The sequence below is a fragment of the Mesorhizobium hawassense genome (assembly GCF_003289945.1).
Classification (GTDB): domain Bacteria; phylum Pseudomonadota; class Alphaproteobacteria; order Rhizobiales; family Rhizobiaceae; genus Mesorhizobium; species Mesorhizobium hawassense.
In genome coordinates this window covers 234941-254874 of the sequence record NZ_QMBP01000009.1, presented here as the reverse complement: position 1 = coordinate 254874, position 19934 = coordinate 234941, and the positions used below count along the sequence as shown (strand labels likewise).

Here is a 19934-nt window from a genome sequence, read left to right as displayed (position 1 = left end):
GATCAGAAGTCGGTCGGCGCGCCGCCTTCGGCGCGGCGCTTTTCGACGAAGTCGTTGAGTTCCTCGCGGATGGCCGGATCCATATAGGGCTCCTCGTAGGAGGCCAGGCGCTCCTTCCACACCTTGTTGGTGCGTTCCATCGCCGTCGGCGAGCCCGCCTCGGTCCAGGTCTCGAAGTTGCGCCAGTCGGAGACGATCGGCGAGTAGAAGGCGGTCTTGTAACGCGCCTGCGTGTGAGGGGTGCCGAAGAAATGGCCGCCAGGACCGACCGACTGGATGGCGTCGAAGCCGAGCGCGTCCTCGGACAGATCGAGCGGGGTCAGGTATTCGGCCACCATCTGCAGCAGATCGATGTCGAGGATGGTCTTTTCATAGGAGCAGCGCAGGCCGCCTTCGAGCCAGCCGGCGCCGTGCATCATCAGATTGCCGCCGCCCTGGATCGCGCCCCACAGCGAGAAGACGCTTTCATAGGCAGCCTGCGCGTCGACCGTGTTGGCGGCACAGGTGTTGGAGGTGCGATAAGGGATGTTGTAGCGGCGGGCGAGCTGGCCGCCGACGAGCTGCGCCTTCATATATTCGGGCGTGCCGAAAGCCGGCGCGCCGGACTTCATGTCGACATTGGAGGTGAAACCGCCATAGCCGACTGGCGCGCCCTTCTTCACCATCTGCGCAAAGGCGATGCCGGAGAGCGCCTCGGCGTTCTGCTGCACCAGCGCGCCGGCGACGGTGACGGGCGCCATGGCGCCCGAGAGCGTAAACGGCGTGACGATGACGACCTGGCCCATGCTCGACATCTGGATGATGCCTTCCATCATCGGCACGTCGAGCTTGAGCGGCGAATTGGTGTTGATGATGGTGAAGACCGAAGGCTCCTGCATCAACTGTTCGCGGCTGATGCCGCGGGCGATGCGGGTGATCTCGATGCCGTCGACGTTGCGCTCCTTGCCGAGCGAATAGATGTGGAAGACCTTGTCGGTCAGCATGGCGAGGTCGCGGATGCATTCGAGGTGCCGGACCGAGGGGTGGATGTCGATCGGCTCGACCGGATAGCCGCCGGTGCAGTTCAGGATGTTGTGCATCTGCGCCAGGCGCAGGAAGTTGCGGTAGTCGGCCTGATTGCCGGGCCGGCGGCCACGGTCGAGGTCGGAGCAGTTGGGCGCCGAGGCCATCATCGACAGGATGACGTTGTTGCCGCCGAAGCGCAGATTGTGCGCCGGGTTGCGGGCATGCAGCGTGAATTCCGACGGGCAGTGCGAGACGAGCTCGAGGATCATCTCGCTGTCGAAGCGCACGCGCTCTGAGCCTTCGCGCACATCCGCGCCATGCGCCTTCATGATGCGGCGGGCTTCGTCGTGCAGAACGTCGACGCCGATCTCCTTCAGCACGCGCAGCGAGGCGAGGTGGATCGATTCCAGCTCGTCGTCGGACACCAGCTTGGTTGGCGTCAGCGGGTTCTTCAGCTGCCGGAAGGCGGGCTGCTCGAAGGCGGCCGAACCGCCGGCGCGTTTTCCCGCGCGGCCGCCACGGCGGGCGCGATCGGTTGCCAACGCCGGTTCGGCGGGATGGAGGGCAGCGGTCATGACAAGCCTCGAAGGATGCGAAATTGGCCGCATAATGGACCGGCGGCAATGCAGCCGGTGAGGAGGCGGCGACCACTAGGGCGAGGGAAGCGACATGCCGGAGGGGAGGATGCTGGCTTGCCGAATTGCCTGTACTGAGGCATCCGGTTGAGTACCGCCGCTGATATGGGTGTGTGGAAAACCAGCCTGTTTGGGTGCGAAACCCGGCGCATGCTCGACCGCGAGCCACGATGACTACTCCCGTGCAGATCGCTGAAGACAGACCGCAATGGGCGGCCCTTGCCGGCGTCACGGCGGCGCTCGCCATGTTCGGCGCGGCGCAGGGGTTGAGCTCGCCGCTGTTCACGCTTTTGATGCAGAAGCAGGGGTTTTTCGCCGGGCCTGATCGGCCTGTCGGCGGCCACGATGCCGGTCGGGCTGATCCTGTCGGCGTCCTTCGTGCCGGCGGCCGTGCGGCTGGTCGGCGCGCGAAACCTGGCGGTCGGCTGCTCGCTGACCGGCGCGCTGTGCTTCCTCGGCGCTGGTCGCCGGCAACGCCGCCTTCTCGCTGATGTGGAGTCTTGGCGGCATCATCGTGCCGCCGCTGACGGGCAGCGTGATGAATGTGGTTGGCGCCGGCGGCCTGCCGGTCACGCTCGGCGCAATCTGCACGGCGCTGGCGGCGGCGACCGTTGTTCGAAGACGGGTCCTATAGGGCAGTCGGAATCCTTAGTCGCCCTGCCGTCGAAAGATTGCCCAGTGATCGCAGTCGGCGTGTCGCTCTTCCGGGTGCGTTTTGTGCAGCAGATCGTGAATTTCGACCGCGCGATCGAAGTCCTCCAGCAGCCCGACACTAGAGAGTTCCATGTTCGCGAAAACGTCCGGAAAGCCGCCGCAATTGCTTAACGCGCTGTTGCCGACGGCCTTGTCCATGAGGTCGTAGCCCAGGAACGCAAAGCCGTCCCATGTAAGCGAGCTGACATCCTCGGACGGCTTTCGGATGACGCCAAGGATGTTGAGGTCTCGCGTATCCGGCAGTTCCGAGAGGAGGAAATCCAGATCCAGGAAGAAGCCAAGCATGAAGTCCTCGTTGACGATGTGAGGCCAGTAGCTGTCCTTTATCTCGCCAAGCACGGCCGGGCAGAGCATTCCATCGAGTGTGACCACCTCGGTCAATTGCGTCAGGCGCGACCACTCGATGTATTCCTTCCATCCGGTGCCGTGGGACGGATCAAACTTCTCGGTGGCTATATAGAGACGCTGCACAGGTTCCTCACCTTGCCACGGCGATTTCGGATCGTCCTTTTTACCGGCTTCGATTGAATGTCGGTAGCGCCATGCCGATGTTTGTGGCACCGAGCATGACGAATTTCGGAGACCGCATGACCCAGTCCATCGCACAGACGCAGCCAGATTCGGCCGATAGCACCGAAGATCCCTTCCTCTGGCTGGAGGATCGCAACAGCAAACAATCGCTCGACTGGGTCCATCGCCAGAATGCGCTGACGGTCGCCGAACTGCAGGGCGATCCTTCCTATCAGGCGGCCTTCGAGACCGCGCTCGACCTGATGACGGCCGAGGACAACATGCCGGTCGGGGCGGCCCTTGCCGGCTACGTCTATAATTTCTGGCAGGATAAGACCAATGCGCTGGGCCTGTGGCGACGCACCACGGTCGCTTCCTACAAGACCGACAGGCCGGATTGGGAAACGATCATCGACTTCGACCAGCTCTCGGCGAAAGAGGGTGTGAAGTGGGTGTTCGGCGGCGCCAGCCGGCTCTATCCCGATTTCGACCGCTGCCTGCTCTCCATGTCCCCCGATGGCGGCGACGCCAGCGAGATGCGCGAGTTCGACATTGCGGCCAAATCGTTCGTCGAGGACGGGTTTCGCGCGCCGGCGTCCAAGTCGGGCTTTTCGTGGCTGGACAGGGACACGGTGCTCGTCTCAGCGGCTTTCGCGGAAGAGGATAAGACTCAGTCAGGCTATCCGCGCGTCATAAAACTCTGGCGGCGCGGCACCAAGCTCGAGGACGCGACGCCGATTTTCGAAGGCGAGAAGCATCAGCTCGCGGTCGGCGGCGGCGTGGAATATGACGGCGACAAGCGGCATGTGCTGCTCGGCAAGACGATCGACTTCTTTACCTCGCACAGTTTCCTGCGGTTGGATTCGGGCGAGAACAGGCGCATTCCGCTGCCGGACGACGCCACCGACACGGCGATCTTCAAGGGCCAGCTCGTCTTCGGCGTGCGCAGCCCTTGGACGGCGCCCGACGGCACGCAATGCCTGCCCGACGGGCTCTATTCCGTCGATTTCGACCGCTGGATCGAGAGCGGCACATTCGGTCCGTTCCAAACCGTGCTCGAGCCCGCCCGTCGCGTTTCGATCGCCGGGCTCGCCAGGACGCAGGACCGATTGTTCATCAATCTGATGGATAATGTGCGCGGCAAGGTCGTCGCCTGCGACCGCACCGCCGATGGCTGGTCGCTGGAACGGATCGCGCTGCCCGACAACGGCAATGTCGGCGTCAGCCATGTCGAGCATTTCGGCTCCAGCGTGTCCTTCTCCTTCACCGATTTCCTGACGCCGAGCTCGATCATCTGGTCGGACGACGATGGCGAGACGCTCAAGACCGTGAAGTCGCAGCCGGCCCGCTTCGATGCCTCGCCCTATGTCTCGGAGCAGTTCGAGGCGCGCTCGAAGGACGGCACGATGATCCCGTATTTCGTGGTGCGGCGGCGCGACCAGAAAGGACCGGTGCCGGCGCTGCTCTACAGCTATGGCGGCTTCGAAGTGCCGCTGCTGCCCGGCTATGCCGGCATTCGCGGCAAGCTCTGGCTGGACAGGGGCAACGCCTATGTCCAGGCCAACATCCGCGGCGGCGGCGAGTTCGGTCCGGCTTGGCACCAGGCCGCGCTCAAGGGTAAGCGCCAGAACGCCTTCGACGATTTCGCGGCGGTCGCCGAGGATGTGGTCAAGCGCGGCATCACCACGGCCGCGCAGCTCGGCATCCAAGGCGGCTCCAATGGCGGCCTGCTCATCGGCGTGTCGCTGACGCAGCGGCCGGAACTGTTCGGCGCCGTCATCATCGACGTGCCGCTGCTCGACATGCTGCGCTACACCGAATTGCCGCCCGGCGCTTCCTGGATCGCCGAATATGGCGATCCGTCGAAGCCGGAAGAGGCGGCCTGGCTCGGCGCCTATTCGCCCTATCAGCATGTCGCGGCCAATATTGCCTATCCGCCGGTGCTGTTGATGACGTCGACCGCCGACGATCGCGTCCATCCCGGCCACGCGCGCAAGATGGCGGCGCGGCTGCAGGAGGCAGGCCATGGCAGGACGATGTTCTTCGAGGAGACCGAAGGCGGCCATGGCGGGCGCGGCGATCGCCGGCCGCAGGCGGCGCAGACGGCGATGCGTTACATGTTCCTGCAGCGCGTGCTTGGCGGCATCGCCTGACGGCTTGAATTTTGGGCCCCAGGCGGCATAAGCTGTCGCCATGATCCGCTTCAGCACATCCGGCGCCTTCGGGGTCGCGGTGACCCCGTCACCGCGGACCCTTCGCGCCGAGCTGTTGCGGCTGTGCGCCCGCATCGGCTATTCGCCGCCCTGTTGCCTCTAAGAATCCGCTCCCGGCCGTTGCCGGATTGATTCAAGAGGAAAGATCAAATCCATGACCTATCAGAATTATTCGCTGAAGCAGCTTCAGCAGATCGACGCCGCGCATCACCTTCACCCGTTCACCGACCATAAGGAGCTGCGCGAGACAGGCTCCCGCATCATCACCCACGCCAACGGCCCGTTCATCTACGATGCCGACGGCACCGAAATCCTCGACGGCATGGCGGGCCTTTGGTGCGTCAATGTCGGCTATGGCCGCAACGAGCTGGCCGAGGCCGCCTACGCGCAGATGAAGGAGCTGCCCTACTACAACTCCTTCTTCAAATGCTCGACCCCGACGCCGGTGCTGTTGTCGAAGAAGCTGGCGGAGCTGGCGCCCAAGCATGTCAGCCAGGTTTTTTACGGCTCGTCCGGGTCGGAAGCCAACGACACCGCGCTCAGGCTGGTGCGCCACTATTGGGCGCTCGAGGGCAAGCCCGAGAAGAACCGCGTCATCTCGCGCAAGTCGGCCTATCATGGCTCGACGATCGCCGGCACCTCGCTGGGCGGAATGGAGCCGATGCACAAGCAGCTCGGCGGCGCTGTGCCCAACATCGTGCATGTGATGATGCCCTATGCCTACGAGCTGGCGTTGGCCGGCGAAAGCGACCGTGATTTCGGCATCCGCGCAGCGAAGGCGGTCGAGGACGCGATCCTCGAAGCCGGCGCCGACAAGGTCGCAGCCTTCATCGGCGAGCCGGTGATGGGCGCCGGCGGCGTCAAGATCCCGCCGATGAGCTACTGGCCGGAAGTGGAGCGCATCTGCCGCAAATACGATGTGCTGCTGATGCTGGACGAAGTGATAACCGGCTATGGCCGGACCGGCGAATGGTTCGCGGCGCAGACATTCGGCATCGAGCCCGACACCATCACCACCGCCAAGGCGCTGACCTCGGGCTACCAGCCGCTGTCGGCGCTGCTGGTCGGCGACCGTGTCGCCAGGACCCTGGTCGAGAAAGGCGGCGAGTTCTATCACGGCTATACCTATTCCGGTCATCCGGTGGCCTGCGCGGTGGCGCTGAAGAACCTCGAGATCATAGAGAAGGAAGGGCTGGTCGAGCGGGTCAGGAACGACACCGGACCGTATTTCGCGCAGGCGCTGCAGGAGCGGATCGCGGGCCACAGGCTGGTCGGCGAGGTGCGCTCGATCGGCCTGATGGGCGCGATCGAGATCGTCAAGGACAAGGCGACCAAGGAACGCTATCTGCCGTCGGGAAGCGCCGCCGTCGTCGTGCGCGACCACGCGATCGCGAACGGCATGATGCTGCGCGCAACCGGCGACACGATGATTCTCTCGCCGCCGCTGATCTGGACGCGCGATACGATCGACATGGCCTGCGAGCGCATCGCCAAGGCGCTCGATCTCGCGGATGCGGATTTGCGGAAACGCTAAGCGGATCTACTCCGGGCGCTCTTTGTTGGGCGTCCGGCCCAATTTCTGGAATGACGAGCCGGAGGGCCGTTCTCAAACGCAAAAACCGCGTCCCTGCGGGAACGCGGCTTTGCCAGATACACATGGCATTTCGCTACAAGAATACTTGCGAAATTTACGAAACTTACGGGCTCCGGTACGCGAGACCTGATCCGGAGCGCCGGGCAGACGCGATGTCCGCCTCGCAATCCGTTTTAAAGGCACATCGTTACCGGTGAGTTAGCGAGACCTTAAGCAAATCTAAATTTGCCGGCTTCAGACCGGCAAATTTTGAAAATAAGCTTTTAAAAGCAATAGCTTATGCTGGATTTCCGCGCAGGAAATTAATAATGCCGGAAAAGTCGGAGCCGCCGTGTCCTTGCGCGTTGAACAAGGCATAGAGCTGCGTGGCTTCGGCGCCGAGCGGGGTCACGGCGCCGGCGCTCTGCGCGGCTTCCTGCGACAATTTCAGGTCTTTCAACATCAGCGCGGCGGCAAAGCCGGGCTTGTAGCCGCGGTTGGCCGGCGAGGCGGGCACCGGGCCGGGCACCGGGCAATAGGTGGTGAGCGACCAGCATTGGCCGGACGAGGTCGAGGCGACGTCGAACAGCGCCTGGTGCGACAGGCCGAGCTTTTCGGCGAGAACGAAGGCTTCGGCGACGCCGATCATCGAGATGCCGAGGAGCATGTTGTTGCAGATCTTGGCGGCCTGGCCGGCGCCGTCGCCGCCGCAGTGGACGACGCGACCGGCCATCGGCTTCAGGATCGGCTCGGCGGTGGCGAAAGCCTCATCGGAGCCGCCGGCCATGAAGGTGAGGGTGCCGGCCGCGGCGCCGCCGGTGCCGCCGGAAACGGGCGCGTCGATCGAGGGCAGGCCATGCTTGGCGGCAATCGCATGCGCCTTTCGGGCCGATTCGACATCGATGGTCGAGGAATCGATGAACAGCGCGCCTTTCTTTGCCTTGGGCGCGATGTCCTCATAAACCGACAACACATGCTTGCCGGCAGGCAGCATGGTGATCACGACATCGGCGTCCTTCACCGCCGAGGTGGCGTTCGCCATCACCGTCACGCCGTGCTCTTTCGCAACTGTAAGGTTTTCGGGCACGAGGTCGAAGCCCAGCACCGCATGCCCCGCCTTGACTAAGTTGGCGGCCATCGGATTGCCCATGTTGCCCAAGCCGATGAAGGCGATCGTCGTCGTAGGCAGTAGGCAGTAGGCAGTAGGCAGTAGGCAGTAGGCAGTAGGCAGTAGGCAGTAGGCAGTAGGCAGTAGGCAGTAGGCAGTAGGCAGTAGGCAGTAGGCAGTAGGGCTATTCAGGTGCGAGCTTGATAATAAGCTGGCGGAGCATTTTTCCGATGGCTTCTGTGGCTGACAACATGTGATGAATTTCATGACGGGCAGCCAGGCCGATGCGTTCAGCGATTTGGAGGTGCGTCTTGAGCTCTTTTAGAGAGCCTTGAGCTATCCTGAGAAACTGCTGATAAGAGCCGGTGTTATCTCGCCCGTAACCTTCCGCGATGTTTGCAGACGTGGCTGAGCGGCGGATTTGGCTGGTCAGCCCATACAGTTCTTCTTTTGGCCATGCCTTGGTCAAGGAATAGGTCGCGACGGCCAGATCCATCGCCTGCTGCCAGACGATCAAATCCTTGTACGAGTTGATCTTGCCGGTCATCTTTTCCCTACTGCCTACTGCCTACTGCCTACTGCCTACTGCCTACTGCCTACTGCCTACTGCCTACTGCCTACTGCCTACTGCCTACCGATCAGCGTCCGCGCGATGATGACGCGCATGATCTCGTTGGTGCCTTCGAGGATCTGGTGGACGCGCAGGTCCCGCACCAGCTTCTCGATGCCGTAGTCATGCAGATAGCCATAGCCGCCATGCAGCTGCAGCGCCTGGTTGGCGATGTCGAAACCGATATCGGTGACGAAGCGCTTGGCCATCGCCGACCATTTGCCGGCGTCCGGCGCCTTGCGGTCGAGCTTGGAAGCGGCGGCGTAGAGGAAGATGCGGGCCGCCTGCAACTCCGTCTCCATGTCGGCCAGCCTGAATTGCAGCGCCTGGAACTGGTTGATCTTGGAACCGAAAGCCTTGCGTTCGGCCGTATAGGCCAGCGCCTTGTCGAGCGCCGACTGCGCGCCGCCGAGCGAACAGGCGGCGATGTTGAGCCGGCCGCCGTCGAGCCCCGCCATGGCGATGCCGAAGCCGGCGCCTTCGGCGGCAAGCAGGTTCTCGGCCGGCACCTTGCAATCCTCGAAGATGACCTGGCGGGTCGATTGCATGTGCCAGCCCATCTTGTGCTCGTTGGCGCCGAAGGAAAGGCCGGGCGCATCCTTGGGCACGACGAAGGTCGAGATGCCCTTCGGGCCGTCGGCGCCAGTGCGCGCCATCACGACATAGAGGTCGCTGTCGCCGGCGCCGGAAATGAACTGCTTGGCGCCGTTGAGCACATAGTCGCCGCCGCTCTTGACCGCGCGCGTCTTCAGCGCCGCGGCGTCCGAGCCCGAGCCGGGCTCGGTCAGGCAATAGCTCGCCAGCCACTCCATCGAGGTCAGTTTCGGCAGGAAGCGCTGGCGCTGTTCGTCGCTGCCGAAGCGGTCGATCATCGAGGCGGCCATGTTGTGGATCGAGATGAAGGAGGAGAAGGCCGGATCGGCGTGGGCCAGCGCCTCGAAGATCAGCACCGCATCCAGCCGCCCAAGCGCCGAGCCGCCGACATCGTCGCGCACATAAATGCCGCCCAGGCCGAGCGGCCCGGTCTCGCGGATGACATCGGCAGGGAAGTGCTTTGCCTTGTCCCAGTCGAGCGCATTGGGCGCAACGCGATCGGCCGCGAAGGCCTGGGCCATCTCCTGGATGGCGCGCTGTTCCTCGTTGAGTTCGAACTGGCCAGCGCCCGCATCGACTGCCGCGTCCATGGCGTGCTCCCTGTCGTTTCAGGCCTTCTGGCCTGTCGTTTTTGGCTTTGCGCGCCGCTCAATCTAGACCAATGATGCCGCCGCGCAACCCGGGCCGCTGAGAACCGGCTGTGCATGGAATGACTAACGGAGCTCGTGCGTGCCGACAATTTTCGATGAGTTGCTGGACCAGTTCCACGCCTATCTCGCCGGCGTCGACGGCGACCTGGTCGTGGATGAAGTCGTGCGCATCGGCTGGGACATGCCTGCCCGTTCTCTCGAACCGCGCGCGCTTGGCTGCCTCCGCTATCTCGATCGCATCGCCGAGCTTGCACCGGCCGACGCCAAGCCGCTGACGCGCTTCGTTGCCGACCGGCGGGCCGCGTTGCGCTGGGGGCAGACCTACACCGCCGCCGATTTCGGGCAAACTTTCATCGACAATTACGGCTGGCTGGAGGTGTTCGGCACGCGCGGGCATTTCGTCAATGAAGAGGTCGCGGCCGGCCTGCTGATCCTCGGGCCAGAGATCGTCTATCCCGACCATCACCACATCGCCGAGGAAATCTATATCCCGCTGACCGGCGGCACGGAGTGGCGGATGGGGGAAGGCGGTTTCCATAGTCGCGACGCCGGCGAGGTCATTCATCATGCCTCCAACGTCAATCACGCCATGCGCACCGGCAAGGAGCCGCTGATGGCGCTTTATCTCTGGCGCGGCGGGCCGCTGGCCCAGAAATCGACCATCGGCTCGGGAGGCAGGGGCTGATGGCAAAAGCGATCATGCTGCAGGGCACCGGCTCGGATGTCGGCAAGACCGTGCTGGTGGCGGGGCTGTGCCGGGCCGCGAAAAAGCGTGGGCTGAAGGTCAGGCCGTTCAAGCCGCAGAACATGTCGAACAATGCCGCCGTCGCGGATATTCCCGGCGACAACAGCCTCGGCGGCGGCGAGATCGGCCGCGGGCAGTGGCTGCAGGCGCTGGCCTGCAGCGTTCGGCCGACCGTGCATATGAACCCGGTGCTGCTCAAGCCGCAGAGCGATATCGGCTCGCAAGTGGTGGTGCAGGGCAAGGTCTATGGCGAGGCGCGGGCGCGCGACTACCAGGCGATGAAGGCCGGATTGATGGACGCCGTGCTCGATTCCTGGGCCAAGGTGGGCGAGGGCGCCGACCTGGTCATCGTCGAGGGCGCTGGCTCGCCCGGCGAGATCAACCTACGCAGCCGCGACATCGCCAATATGGGTTTTGCGACGCGCGCCAATGTGCCGGTGATCCTGGTCGGCGACATCGATCGCGGCGGCGTCATTGCCTCAGTCGCCGGCACGCATCTCATCCTGCCGGAGGAAGACCGGCGCATGATCGCCGGCTATCTCATCAACAAGTTCCGCGGCGATGTCTCGCTGTTCGACGACGGGATAGGCGTGATCGAAAAGTTCACCGGCTGGCGCTGCTTCGGCGTCGTGCCGTGGCTGAAGGCGGCCGGCCGGCTGCCGTCCGAGGATTCCGTCGTGCTCGAACGCCTCGCTTCCGGCGAGAAACGAGCGTTGAAGGTGGCGGTGCCGATGCTGGCGCGCATCGCCAATTTCGACGATCTCGATCCGCTGAAGGCCGAGCCGCAGGTCGAGGTCGTGTTCGTGCCGCCGGGCAGGAGGCTGCCGGAGGACGCCGGGCTGGTGGTTATTCCCGGTTCGAAGTCGACGATCGGCGATCTGTTCAAATTCCGCGAGAATGGCTGGGATCGCGATCTTCTCGCCCACCGCAAGCGCGGCGGCCATATCGTCGGCATCTGCGGCGGCTACCAGATGCTCGGCAGAAGGGTAACCGACCCGGATGGCATCGAAGGCAGCGTGACCGAGACCGAGGGCCTCGGCCTGCTCGACATCGAAACGGTGATGGAACCGGAAAAGACCGTGCGCAATTCAAGTGCGCATTCGGTGCAGTTCGGCTTGCCGCTCGAAGGCTATGAGATCCATCTCGGCCGCACCACCGGCGCGGACACGGGGCGGCCGTCGACGATCCTCAACGGTGCCGAGGACGGCGCTGTCTCCGCCGACGGCAAGGTGATCGGCACCTATCTGCACGGGCTGTTTTCCGCCGACGCTTTTCGTGCCGCCTTCCTTGCGAGCCTCGGCGTCAAGGATGGAGGCATCGACTACCGCGCCGAAGTCGAGAAGGCGCTGGACGAGGTCGCGGCCGAGTTGGAGAGGCATCTCGACTGCGACGCGATTTTTGGGCTGGCGCGCTGAGGTTTACGCCTTCTCGTCCGCCTTCGGCCAATAGGTGCCGAACGACCAGACATTGCCTTCCGGGTCGAGGCAGATGAACTCGCGGCTGCCATAGTCGCGGTCGACCAGCTCCTGGATGATTTTTGCGCCGGCCTTCTTGGCGCGAGAATAGGCGGCGTCGGCGTCATCGACGGCGATGTAGATCGACTTGCCGCCGCCACCGCCTGGCTCGCCGACCATCTTGCCGTAGTCGTCGTCGCGCGCGGTGCCCAGCATGATCATCGAGGACCCGAAGGCCAACTCGGCGTGATGGACGATGTCGCCCTCGCCATAGCGGGCGCGTATTTCGAAGCCGAAGGCCTCGCACAGCCAATCGATCATCCTGGCGGCGTTTCTATAGCGCATGGCGGGGTAGATGCGGGGCGCCTGCGTGGGCATGACGGTCTCCTTGTTCGCGTCGATCGGCCCAATGTCCATCATGGCCGTTCCGGCGTCTTGAAGAAATGTTACCTCGGCCAAGGCCTACATCGACGCCGCGAGCCCGGTCGGCGTTTCGCCGGCAAGCTGGCGGAATTCGCGCACCAGATGCGCCTGGTCGGCATAGCCGCAATCGGCGGCGATGCCGGCCCAGTCGTCGTCCTGCTGCTTCGACAGCGAGAGCGCGCAGTTGAAGCGCACGATGCGCGATAAAGTCTTCGGACCGATGCCGATCGCGTCGGTGAACTTTGCCGCCAGATGCTTGCGGCTCCAGCCGATCTCGCCGGCGAGCGCCGCAATGCGGGTGCGGCCTCCCGACGCGATGACCGTCCGGTAGGCCCAGGCGATTTCGGGCGACAGCGCATTCGCCTCCGCCAGGCGGCTGGCGATGAAGCATTCGGCTATGTCGAAGCGCGCGTCCCAATCCGACGCCTCGCCTAGTCGTTCGCGCAATGCCATGCCGTCAAGGCCCAGCGCGTCGTCCAGCCCGACCATGCGATCGCGCAGCTCGCTCATCGGCAGGCCGAAGAATCGCCTGGCGCCGAGCGGCGTGAAGTTGACTTGGACGCAGCAGGCGGCGCCGAAGGATTCGATCATGACCGGCCCGGCATAGAGGCCGGCGGCGAAGCTCGCGTAGCGGTCATTGTCGCTGGGCGTGTGGCCGAGCCCGATGGCGAAGGCTTCGGCGAAGCTGATCACCAGCGGCACGGTGAGTGAGGCATATTCGACGATGCGGAAATGGCCCGGCCTTATCTCGCGATAGCCGCAGATATCCGTGACGATGCCTGCAAGCGTACCGGCGGGCTTGCGCCGCACCATCTCGAAATGGAGGGCGGGAGAGCGATTATCCTGGCGATGGCGCTCCGTCTCGTCGGACATGGCGCGAGCCTAGCAGAACACGCTCGCAAAAATCAAAAGCGCCCGGCAGGGCCGGGCGCTCCGAGTTGCCTGAGATTGGCTATTGGCATTAACGCAATTCCGGACGGAAAACCGCTGCACACTTTTCCTGGAATTGCTTCAAGCGCCGCGCATCAAACAGCCGGCGGCGAGCACGATATAGGCGATGAGCATGATCCAAACGGACGCAAGCGGAATGAATGCAAGAACGCCAAGCGCGGCGAGAAGGCCGATGATGGCGATGACCAACGAAATAATGAACACGACCTGGGTGGGTGCACTGAGATTCATGTTTGTCCCTCCAACATGATTCGCAACACCCGGATTCTACCAGCAGGAGCCTCACACACCAATGAGCTGGCGCAGGGGATTGGCCGGGTCGGCTAACAACTTGACCGCCAGAGCCAGGCAAACGACCACCAGCAGCGGCTTGATCAGCTTCGCGCCGATGCGGATGGCGAGGCTTGCGCCGACCCGGGCGCCGATGAACTGCGCCACGCCCATCATCAGGCCGATCTTCCAGTCGATGACGCCGACGGCGGCGAAGACGATGAAGCCGCCGATGTTGGAGGCGAAATTGAGCAGCTTGGTGTGCGCCGTCGCCTTGAGAACGCCATAGCCGGCCAGGGTGACGAAGGCGAGCATGTAGAAGGAGCCGGCGCCGGGGCCGAAGACACCGTCATAGAAGCCAACCAGCGGCGGGATGATCAGCCCGAACAGGAAAGGCGACAGCCGCTCCGCGCGGTCGACGTCGTCCATGTTCGGCTTCAGCGCGAAATAGAGCGCGATGGCGATCAGAAGCAGCGGCAGCAGGGCGCGCAGGAAATCGCCGGGCACGACGGTCGCCAACAAGGCGCCGACCGCGCCGCCGACAAGCGCCAGCAGCGCCGACGGCAGCTGGCGGCGCAGGTCGACCTGGCCGTTGGCCGCATAATGGATGGTGGCCGAGCCGGACCCGAACATGCCCTGCAATTTGTTGGTGCCGAGTGCTGCGACCGGCGAAAAGCCGGCGAGCAGCAGCGCCGGGATGGTGATCAGCCCGCCGCCGCCGGCGATCGAGTCGACGAAGCCAGCGGCAAAGGCGGCGGCAATAAGGATGAGGACAGTCTGCAGGGTAAGGTCAATCATCAGGCAAGTCACGGCGGGAGGAGCCGCTGCTTGCATCACGCCCGCCCACTTTGCGCAAGGCCAATTCCACACCAGATCGGCTCGCCGTTTCACGCCGAACCGTCCTATCTTTTGTTTTGGCGCAATTCGTACGGAAACCGCTTCACACTTTTCCTGGAATTGCTCTAACAATCAGATGGAATCGCGGAGGGAGGCTGATGGCGATGGCGCTGCTCGACCAGATACGTTCGATCTTCGACGGTGACCCGGGGGTTCGCAAGGTAGCGGACGATCCGGTGCTGTCGGCGGAACTGTTGATGCTGTTCCGCATGATCCTGGCCGACGGATCTGTCTCGGAGAGCGAGATGGTCGTCTTCCGGCGCATCTGCAAGGAAGCCTTCGGCATCCCGGAGGCCTCGATCGACAGCGTCATCGAATATCTCAACGACTATGGCTACGAGACCAACGGCTCGCAGGCGATCGCGCTGTTCCGCGACCTCGATATCGAGCGGCGCAAGCTGCTGGCCCAGCATATGGCCGAGATCGCCAAGGCGGATTCCAAATTGGCCGAGAGCGAGGTCCGGCTGCTGCGCCGGACGCTCGATCTGCTCGATATCAGCCCGGTCGACGTGGTGAAGCCGGAGAGCTGAGGGCTGCTGCCCGGCGCGGTCTCTGCTTACCCCTGTTCCTGCATTTTTCGCGCAATCGCGCGGTGGAGGTCGGGCGCCGCCGCGACAAGCGCCTGCGCCGCTTCCGAGCGCGGGTGGTCGAGAACATCGGCGGCGCGGCCGCGCTCGACGATCTTGCCTTCATGCATGACCAGCACCTCGTCCGCCATGGCGCGGGCGACCGTCAAATCGTGGGTGATGAACAGGTAGGCGATGCCGAGCTTCTGGTTGAGCTCGGCGAAAAGGTCGAGGATCTGGGCGCGGATCGAGACGTCCAGCGCCGAGACCGGTTCGTCGGCCACGACGAGCTTCGGGCGGGTGATGATGGCGCGGGCGATCGACAGGCGCTGGCGCTGGCCGCCCGAGAATTCATGCGGGTATTTTTCCATGTCGCGCGGACCGAGCCCGACTTCATGCAGCGCGTGCGCGACCATCTCGCGGCGCTCGGCCGCGGCCGGCTGCTTTTCCAGAAGATGCAGCGGCTCGGCCACCAGTTTCTCCACCTTCTGGCGCGGGTCGAAGGAGCCGTAGGGATCCTGGAACACGACCTGCATGTCGCGTCGGGCCGGCTTCAGCGCCTGTTCCGGCTTGCCGGTGATGGCTTCGCCGCGAAAGCGGATCGTGCCCGCCGTCGGCTTGTCCAGCGCCAGGATCATGCGGGCAAGCGTGGACTTGCCGCAGCCCGAGCGGCCGACCAGCGCCACCGATTGCGCAGGCCCGATGGTGAGCGAGACATCGTCGACGGCGCGGATCGGCTGCGCCGGCCGGAACAGGCTTTTGCGCCGTCCCGGATAGTCCCGGCCAACGCCTTCGACTTCGAGCAAGGGTTTTGCCGAGCCGGCGAGATGCGGTTTCGGACGCGCCGGCACATGCATGGAGGCCAACGCCAGCTCGCGCGTGTAGGGGTGCTGCTGCTGCGACAGCGTGCGGGCGGTGTCGCCGGCTTCCGTCACCTCGCCGTGGCGCAGGATGGTCAGGCGATCGGCCATCTCGGTCACCACCGCGAGGTCGTGCGAGATGAGCAGCAGCCCCATGCGGTTCTCGCGGACCAGATCGCGCAGCAGGTCGAGGATCTGCGCCTGCAGCACCACGTCGAGCGCCGTCGTTGGCTCGTCGGCGATCAGCAGCTTCGGCTTCAGCGCGCAGGCGATGGCGATGACGACGCGCTGGCGCTGGCCGCCGGACAGTTCGTGCGGATAGCGCGATAGCGGGAATTTGGCTTCCGGCAGCCCGACCCGGTCGAGGATTTTTCGCGCGCGGTCCTCAGCTTCGGCGCGGCCCGCCTTGGTGTGCCAGCGAATGCCTTCGGCAACCTGCTCGCCGATGGTCTTGACCGGGTTGAGCGCCGTCATCGGCTCCTGGAAGACCATGCCGATATCGTCGCCGCGCAAGGCGCACATCTGGTCCTCGGTGGCGGCGAGGATGTCGATGCCGTCGAAGGTGACGCGGCCCTCGGCGCGCGCCAGATGCGGCAAAAGCCGCATGATGGTCAGCGCCGTCATCGACTTGCCGGAGCCGGATTCGCCGACCAGGCCGACCACCTCGCCAGGCGTGATCGTCAGCTCGACGCCTTTCAGGATCGGTGTCGCGCCGATGGCCAGCGACAGGTTCTCGATCTCGAGCAGGCTCATCGGCGCCGCCGCGATTTGGGGTCGAGGATGTCGGCGATGCCGTCGCCGAGCAGGTTCAGCCCGAGCACGGTCACGACGATCGCCATGCCGGGAAAGATCGCCATCCAGGGCGCGGTCACCATGCGCGTCTGCGCGTCGAACAGCATGCGGCCCCAGCTCGGCATCGGCGGCTGGGCGCCGAGGCCGACATAGGAAAGCCCGGCTTCGGCGAGGATGCCCAGCGCGAACTGGATCGTGCCCTGGACCAGAAGCAGCGTCGCGATGTTGGGCAGGATGTGCTCGACGGTGATCCGCGTCATGCCCTTGCCGGCGGCGCGCGCCGCGAGGATGAATTCGCGCGGCCAGATGGCCAGCGCGCCGGCGCGGGCGACGCGCGCAAAGACAGGTATGTTGAAGATGCCGATGGCGATGATGGCGTTGACGGCGCCCGGGCCGAAGATCGCGGTGATCATGATCGCCGAAAGCAGCGCCGGGAAGGCGAAGACGAGATCGTTGATGCGCATCAGCGCCTCATCCGCCATGCCGCCGCGCGCGGCGGCGAAGGCGCCGAGCGGCACGCCGATGCCCATGCCGATGCCGACCGCGACCAGCGCCACGGCGATGGAATTGCGGGCGCCGACCATGATCATCGACAGGATGTCGCGGCCGAAATGGTCTGTGCCGAACCAGTGCGTCCATGAGGGCGCCTGCGTCTTGTCGGCGATCACCAGTTTGGTCACGTCGTATGGCGTCCAGACGAAGGAGACGAGCGCGACGGTCACGACCAGCAGCGTGATAGCGAGACCGATCAGGAACGATCGATTGCCGAAGGCCTTGGCCAGCATGCCGGCGACGGTTTCCTCGGGCAGGTCGATGCGCATGGTCATTGCCGGCCTCTGAGGCGCGGATCGACGATGGCGTAGGAGAAATCGACGAGGAGGTTGATGACGATCACGGCGGCGACAAGAAGCATGACGATGCTCTCGACGACGATCAGGTCGCGCTGGGTGATGGCCTGGAAGATCAGCCGGCCGAGGCCAGGCAGGTAAAAGACATTCTCGATGATGATGGTGCCGGCAAGCAGGAAGGCGAATTGCAGGCCGAGAATGGTGAGCACCGGGATCATGGCGTTGCGCAACGCATGGCGCCACAGCACGGCGTGGTAGGGCAGGCCCTTGGCGCGGGCGGTGCGGATATAGTCTTCGTTGAGCACCTCGATCAGCGCCGAGCGGGCGACGCGCCCTAGGATCGCCGCCTGCGGCAGCGCGAGCGCGACGGCGGGCAAGATCAGGGATTTTAGCGCAACCCAGATGCCAGCATTCCACCCGGGAAAACCGCCTGCCGGCACCAGCCGGAGCCAGACGGCGAAGAGATAGATCAGCATCAGCGCGAACCAGAAATTCGGCACAGCGACGCCGAGTTGGGCTGCCCCCATGGCGAGCGTGTCACCGGCGCGGCCCTGGCGGCTGGCGGAAAACACACCGACCGGAATGGCGATGAGGGTCGAGAGCGCCAATGCGATCAAAGCCAGCGGCAGGGAAACGGCGACGCGTTCGCGCACCAGGTCGATGACGGGAACCGAATAGGTGTAGGAACGGCCGAAATCGAGGCTGAGCAAGCCACCCGCCCAATGGAGATAGCGCAGGATAAGCGGCGCGTTCAGCCCCATCTGGTTGCGCAGCACTTCAATCTGGTCGGCGCTGGCATTGAGGCCCAGCATCAGGCGCGCCGGATCTCCGGGCAGGATCTCCATGACCGCAAACACCACCATCGAGGCCAGCACCAGGGTGAGGGCCGCGATGATGAGGCGTTTGAGGAGGTAGGCGGTCATGGGAAGCGATCGGGCGATCGCGCCGCCCTCAATCCGTCCACTTCACCTTGGTCAGATCATCCGCCTCGATCGGCCAGTTCGTCCACATGCCCTGCAGCTTGGCGTCCCAGACGCCAATCTTCGGCAGCTCGAACAGGTAGACGGCAGGCACGTCGTGCGCGAGAATCTTCTGCGCCTCGCCCAGCAGCTCCAGCCTCTTGTCGTTGTCAACCGTGGTGTCGAGCTCCTTGATGAGGTCGTTGAACTTCGGATTGTCATACTGGAAATAGTAGCCGGGCCGCGAATAGATATCGATGTCGTTTGGCTCGACATGGGAAACAATGGTCAGGTCGTAGTCCTTGTTGGTGAAGACCTGGCTAAGCCACTCCGCCCATTCGACCGGAATGATCTGCAGATTGACCCCGATGTCCTTCAGTTGGGATTGAATCACCTGGCCGCCGTCGCGTGCGTAGGGCACGGGCGGCAGCTTGATCGTGGCCGAGAAGCCGTTCTCCAGCCCCGCTTCCTTCAGATACTCCTTGGCCTTGACGATGTCGTGCGGATAGACGCCGGTGAGATCGACATAGCCCGCATCGCCCGGCGAGAAATGAGAGCCGATCGGCTTTCCAAGACCGTTCGAGGCGGCTGCAATAATAGCGCCGCGATCGATCGCCGAGGCGAGCGCCTGCCGCACCGCGAGCTTGTCGAAGGGTGGCTTCTTGTTGTTGATCGACAGGATTGTCTCGCCCTCGGTCGCGCCGATCACGACGCTGAAGCGCGGATCGGACTGGACCTGCGCAAGTGCGTCCTGCGCTGGCATGTTGGCGAAAGCCTGGATGTCGCCCGAAAGCAAGGCGGGGACTGCCGCGGCGGCGTCGGGAACGATGCGGAATGTCGCCTTGTCGAGCGCGGCGGGCGTGCCCCAGTAGTCCGGGTTCTTGACTAGCGTGATCTCGGAACCCTTGGCCCAGTGATCGAGCTTGAACGGACCGGTGCCGATCGGCTTGTCCTTATTGCCGTCGGCCGATCCCTTCCCCACGATCACCGCTGCGACCAGGCCCATGTCGTAAAGGAAATTGCCCTGCGGGCCGTCGAGGGTGACCTTGACCGTCGCTGGATCGACCGCCGTGACATCGGTGATGTGCGCAAAGAGCGGCTTTTGCGGATTGAGCGAATCCTTGGCACGCGCCCGGTCCAGCGAGAATTTCACGTCGTCGGCGCTGAAGGCCGAGCCATCGTGGAACTTCACGCCGGAATGCAGCTTGAACGTGTAGATCTTGCCGTCGTCGGAGACGGCCCAGCTCTCGGCGAGAGCGGCCTGAACCTGGCCGTTGTCGTCGATGCGCGTCAGCCCTTCAAAGACGTTGGCATAGGTGACTTCGCCGATGGCCGCGGCCGCGCCGGCGGTCGGATCGAGATGCGGCGGCTCGAGCACGATGCCAAGTGTGAGGTCGGTGCGCGCGGCAAAGGCCGACGTGGCGGCGGCAAGCGACAGGGCGGCCGCGGCCAGGATGGTCTTCCACAGTTTCATCGCTGAACTCCCATTGCTTAAACGTGCTCAAGCCGGCGGATAGAAGCGTGATTTGGCGCGCGAGTAAATTGCGTTTCGTGCTG

19 protein-coding genes and 1 pseudogene are annotated in these 19934 nt (G+C 64.2%); 7 read left to right on the top strand and 13 right to left on the bottom strand.

Going from position 1 to position 19934, the window contains the following annotated elements; genetic code table 11:
• Positions 1-2: 2 nt before the first annotated feature.
• Positions 3-1580 (bottom strand): trimethylamine methyltransferase family protein, encoded by a 1578-nt coding sequence (locus DPM33_RS19965; protein WP_112099143.1) that lies wholly within the window; start codon positions 1578-1580, stop codon positions 3-5.
• A 230-nt stretch (positions 1581-1810) separates the two neighbouring features.
• Between DPM33_RS19965 and DPM33_RS19960 the strand changes: the two are divergent.
• Positions 1811-2114, top strand: a pseudogene (locus tag DPM33_RS19960) (MFS transporter); the annotation flags it as partial.
• A 16-nt stretch (positions 2115-2130) separates the two neighbouring features.
• A complete protein-coding gene (locus DPM33_RS19955) occupies positions 2131-2274 on the top strand; it encodes a hypothetical protein (RefSeq protein WP_245442277.1) in 144 nt (47 codons plus the stop codon).
• Positions 2275-2288: 14 nt separating this feature from the next.
• On the opposite strand, the gene DPM33_RS19950 is transcribed toward DPM33_RS19955, so the two are convergent.
• A complete protein-coding gene (locus DPM33_RS19950) occupies positions 2289-2915 on the bottom strand; it encodes a hypothetical protein (protein ID WP_245442264.1) in 627 nt (208 codons plus the stop codon).
• A 26-nt stretch (positions 2916-2941) separates the two neighbouring features.
• Between DPM33_RS19950 and DPM33_RS19945 the strand changes: the two genes are divergently transcribed.
• Positions 2942-5017 carry a prolyl oligopeptidase family serine peptidase gene (locus tag DPM33_RS19945; protein WP_112099236.1) on the top strand — a complete coding sequence of 692 codons (2076 nt, stop codon included), beginning with the start codon at positions 2942-2944 and terminating at the stop codon, positions 5015-5017.
• A 214-nt stretch (positions 5018-5231) separates the two neighbouring features.
• Complete coding sequence (locus tag DPM33_RS19935) at positions 5232-6611, top strand: aspartate aminotransferase family protein (protein ID WP_112099140.1); 1380 nt, start codon at positions 5232-5234, stop codon at positions 6609-6611.
• A 337-nt stretch (positions 6612-6948) separates the two neighbouring features.
• Here DPM33_RS19935 and mmsB read toward each other — a convergent pair whose 3' ends face one another.
• The 3 genes from mmsB to DPM33_RS19920 form a co-directional block, all read right to left on the bottom strand.
• Entirely contained in the window at positions 6949-7839 is an 891-nt protein-coding gene (gene mmsB / locus DPM33_RS19930) for a 3-hydroxyisobutyrate dehydrogenase (protein WP_281004801.1), read from the bottom strand.
• Positions 7840-7942: 103 nt separating this feature from the next.
• Positions 7943-8305 carry a four helix bundle protein gene (locus DPM33_RS19925; RefSeq protein WP_112099138.1) on the bottom strand — a complete coding sequence of 121 codons (363 nt, stop codon included), beginning with the start codon at positions 8303-8305 and terminating at the stop codon, positions 7943-7945.
• Between the two features lie 77 nt (positions 8306-8382).
• On the bottom strand, positions 8383-9552 hold the full coding sequence (locus DPM33_RS19920; protein WP_112099137.1) for an isobutyryl-CoA dehydrogenase: 1170 nt from the start codon (positions 9550-9552) through the stop codon (positions 8383-8385).
• A gap of 139 nt (positions 9553-9691) precedes the next feature.
• Between DPM33_RS19920 and DPM33_RS19915 the strand changes: the two genes are divergently transcribed.
• On the top strand, positions 9692-10297 hold the full coding sequence (locus DPM33_RS19915; protein ID WP_112099136.1) for a dimethylsulfonioproprionate lyase family protein: 606 nt from the start codon (positions 9692-9694) through the stop codon (positions 10295-10297).
• On the top strand, positions 10297-11772 hold the full coding sequence (locus DPM33_RS19910; protein ID WP_112099135.1) for a cobyric acid synthase: 1476 nt from the start codon (positions 10297-10299) through the stop codon (positions 11770-11772). Before DPM33_RS19915 ends, DPM33_RS19910 begins: the two co-directional genes overlap by 1 nt.
• A gap of 3 nt (positions 11773-11775) precedes the next feature.
• Here the strand turns inward: DPM33_RS19910 and DPM33_RS19905 are convergent, their stop codons facing one another.
• From DPM33_RS19905 to DPM33_RS19890, 4 genes are all read right to left on the bottom strand, one after another.
• Positions 11776-12189 (bottom strand): VOC family protein, encoded by a 414-nt coding sequence (locus DPM33_RS19905; protein WP_112099235.1) that lies wholly within the window; start codon positions 12187-12189, stop codon positions 11776-11778.
• 84 nt (positions 12190-12273) lie between these two features.
• Complete coding sequence (locus DPM33_RS19900) at positions 12274-13107, bottom strand: helix-turn-helix domain-containing protein (protein ID WP_112099134.1); 834 nt, start codon at positions 13105-13107, stop codon at positions 12274-12276.
• A gap of 138 nt (positions 13108-13245) precedes the next feature.
• On the bottom strand, positions 13246-13416 hold the full coding sequence (locus DPM33_RS19895; protein ID WP_112099133.1) for a hypothetical protein: 171 nt from the start codon (positions 13414-13416) through the stop codon (positions 13246-13248).
• Between the two features lie 51 nt (positions 13417-13467).
• Positions 13468-14253, bottom strand: coding sequence for a TSUP family transporter (locus tag DPM33_RS19890; protein ID WP_112099132.1), 786 nt, complete (start codon positions 14251-14253; stop codon positions 13468-13470).
• Positions 14254-14450: 197 nt separating this feature from the next.
• Between DPM33_RS19890 and DPM33_RS19885 the strand changes: the two genes are divergently transcribed.
• Positions 14451-14882, top strand: a complete 432-nt coding sequence (locus tag DPM33_RS19885) for a TerB family tellurite resistance protein (RefSeq protein WP_112099131.1) — start codon at positions 14451-14453, stop codon at positions 14880-14882.
• 26 nt (positions 14883-14908) lie between these two features.
• On the opposite strand, the gene DPM33_RS19880 is transcribed toward DPM33_RS19885, so the two are convergent.
• Genes DPM33_RS19880 through DPM33_RS19865 form a run of 4 tightly spaced genes read right to left on the bottom strand, consistent with a single transcriptional unit; the run spans position 14909 to position 19851 of the window.
• A complete protein-coding gene (locus DPM33_RS19880; RefSeq protein ID WP_112099130.1) occupies positions 14909-16531 on the bottom strand; it encodes an ABC transporter ATP-binding protein in 1623 nt (540 codons plus the stop codon).
• A complete protein-coding gene (locus DPM33_RS19875; protein ID WP_112099129.1) occupies positions 16528-17397 on the bottom strand; it encodes an ABC transporter permease in 870 nt (289 codons plus the stop codon). The genes DPM33_RS19880 and DPM33_RS19875 overlap by 4 nt, the downstream gene beginning before the upstream one ends.
• Positions 17394-18341 (bottom strand): ABC transporter permease, encoded by a 948-nt coding sequence (locus tag DPM33_RS19870; RefSeq protein ID WP_112099128.1) that lies wholly within the window; start codon positions 18339-18341, stop codon positions 17394-17396. Before DPM33_RS19870 ends, DPM33_RS19875 begins: the two co-directional genes overlap by 4 nt.
• Before the next feature lie 28 nt (positions 18342-18369).
• The gene (locus tag DPM33_RS19865) at positions 18370-19851 is read right to left on the bottom strand and encodes an ABC transporter substrate-binding protein (RefSeq protein ID WP_112099127.1); all 1482 of its coding nucleotides are present in this window, start codon (positions 19849-19851) and stop codon (positions 18370-18372) included.
• Between the last annotated feature and the right edge of the window lie 83 nt (positions 19852-19934).

Excerpts from the sequence above, each read along its gene's own strand:
- DPM33_RS19965 (WP_112099143.1), bottom strand. The coding sequence starts at position 1,580 with ATGACCGCTGCCCTCCATCCCGCCGAACCGGCGTTGGCAACCGATCGC.
- DPM33_RS19955 (WP_245442277.1), top strand. The coding sequence starts at position 2,131 with ATGTGGAGTCTTGGCGGCATCATCGTGCCGCCGCTGACGGGCAGCGTG.
- DPM33_RS19945 (WP_112099236.1), top strand. The coding sequence starts at position 2,942 with ATGACCCAGTCCATCGCACAGACGCAGCCAGATTCGGCCGATAGCACC.
- DPM33_RS19935 (WP_112099140.1), top strand. The coding sequence starts at position 5,232 with ATGACCTATCAGAATTATTCGCTGAAGCAGCTTCAGCAGATCGACGCC.
- DPM33_RS19925 (WP_112099138.1), bottom strand. The coding sequence starts at position 8,305 with ATGACCGGCAAGATCAACTCGTACAAGGATTTGATCGTCTGGCAGCAG.
- DPM33_RS19920 (WP_112099137.1), bottom strand. The coding sequence starts at position 9,552 with ATGGACGCGGCAGTCGATGCGGGCGCTGGCCAGTTCGAACTCAACGAG.
- DPM33_RS19910 (WP_112099135.1), top strand. The coding sequence starts at position 10,297 with ATGGCAAAAGCGATCATGCTGCAGGGCACCGGCTCGGATGTCGGCAAG.
- DPM33_RS19905 (WP_112099235.1), bottom strand. The coding sequence starts at position 12,189 with ATGCCCACGCAGGCGCCCCGCATCTACCCCGCCATGCGCTATAGAAAC.
- DPM33_RS19900 (WP_112099134.1), bottom strand. The coding sequence starts at position 13,107 with ATGTCCGACGAGACGGAGCGCCATCGCCAGGATAATCGCTCTCCCGCC.
- DPM33_RS19895 (WP_112099133.1), bottom strand. The coding sequence starts at position 13,416 with ATGAATCTCAGTGCACCCACCCAGGTCGTGTTCATTATTTCGTTGGTC.
- DPM33_RS19890 (WP_112099132.1), bottom strand. The coding sequence starts at position 14,253 with ATGATTGACCTTACCCTGCAGACTGTCCTCATCCTTATTGCCGCCGCC.
- DPM33_RS19885 (WP_112099131.1), top strand. The coding sequence starts at position 14,451 with ATGGCGATGGCGCTGCTCGACCAGATACGTTCGATCTTCGACGGTGAC.
- DPM33_RS19880 (WP_112099130.1), bottom strand. The coding sequence starts at position 16,531 with ATGAGCCTGCTCGAGATCGAGAACCTGTCGCTGGCCATCGGCGCGACA.
- DPM33_RS19875 (WP_112099129.1), bottom strand. The coding sequence starts at position 17,397 with ATGACCATGCGCATCGACCTGCCCGAGGAAACCGTCGCCGGCATGCTG.
- DPM33_RS19870 (WP_112099128.1), bottom strand. The coding sequence starts at position 18,341 with ATGACCGCCTACCTCCTCAAACGCCTCATCATCGCGGCCCTCACCCTG.
- DPM33_RS19865 (WP_112099127.1), bottom strand. The coding sequence starts at position 19,851 with ATGAAACTGTGGAAGACCATCCTGGCCGCGGCCGCCCTGTCGCTTGCC.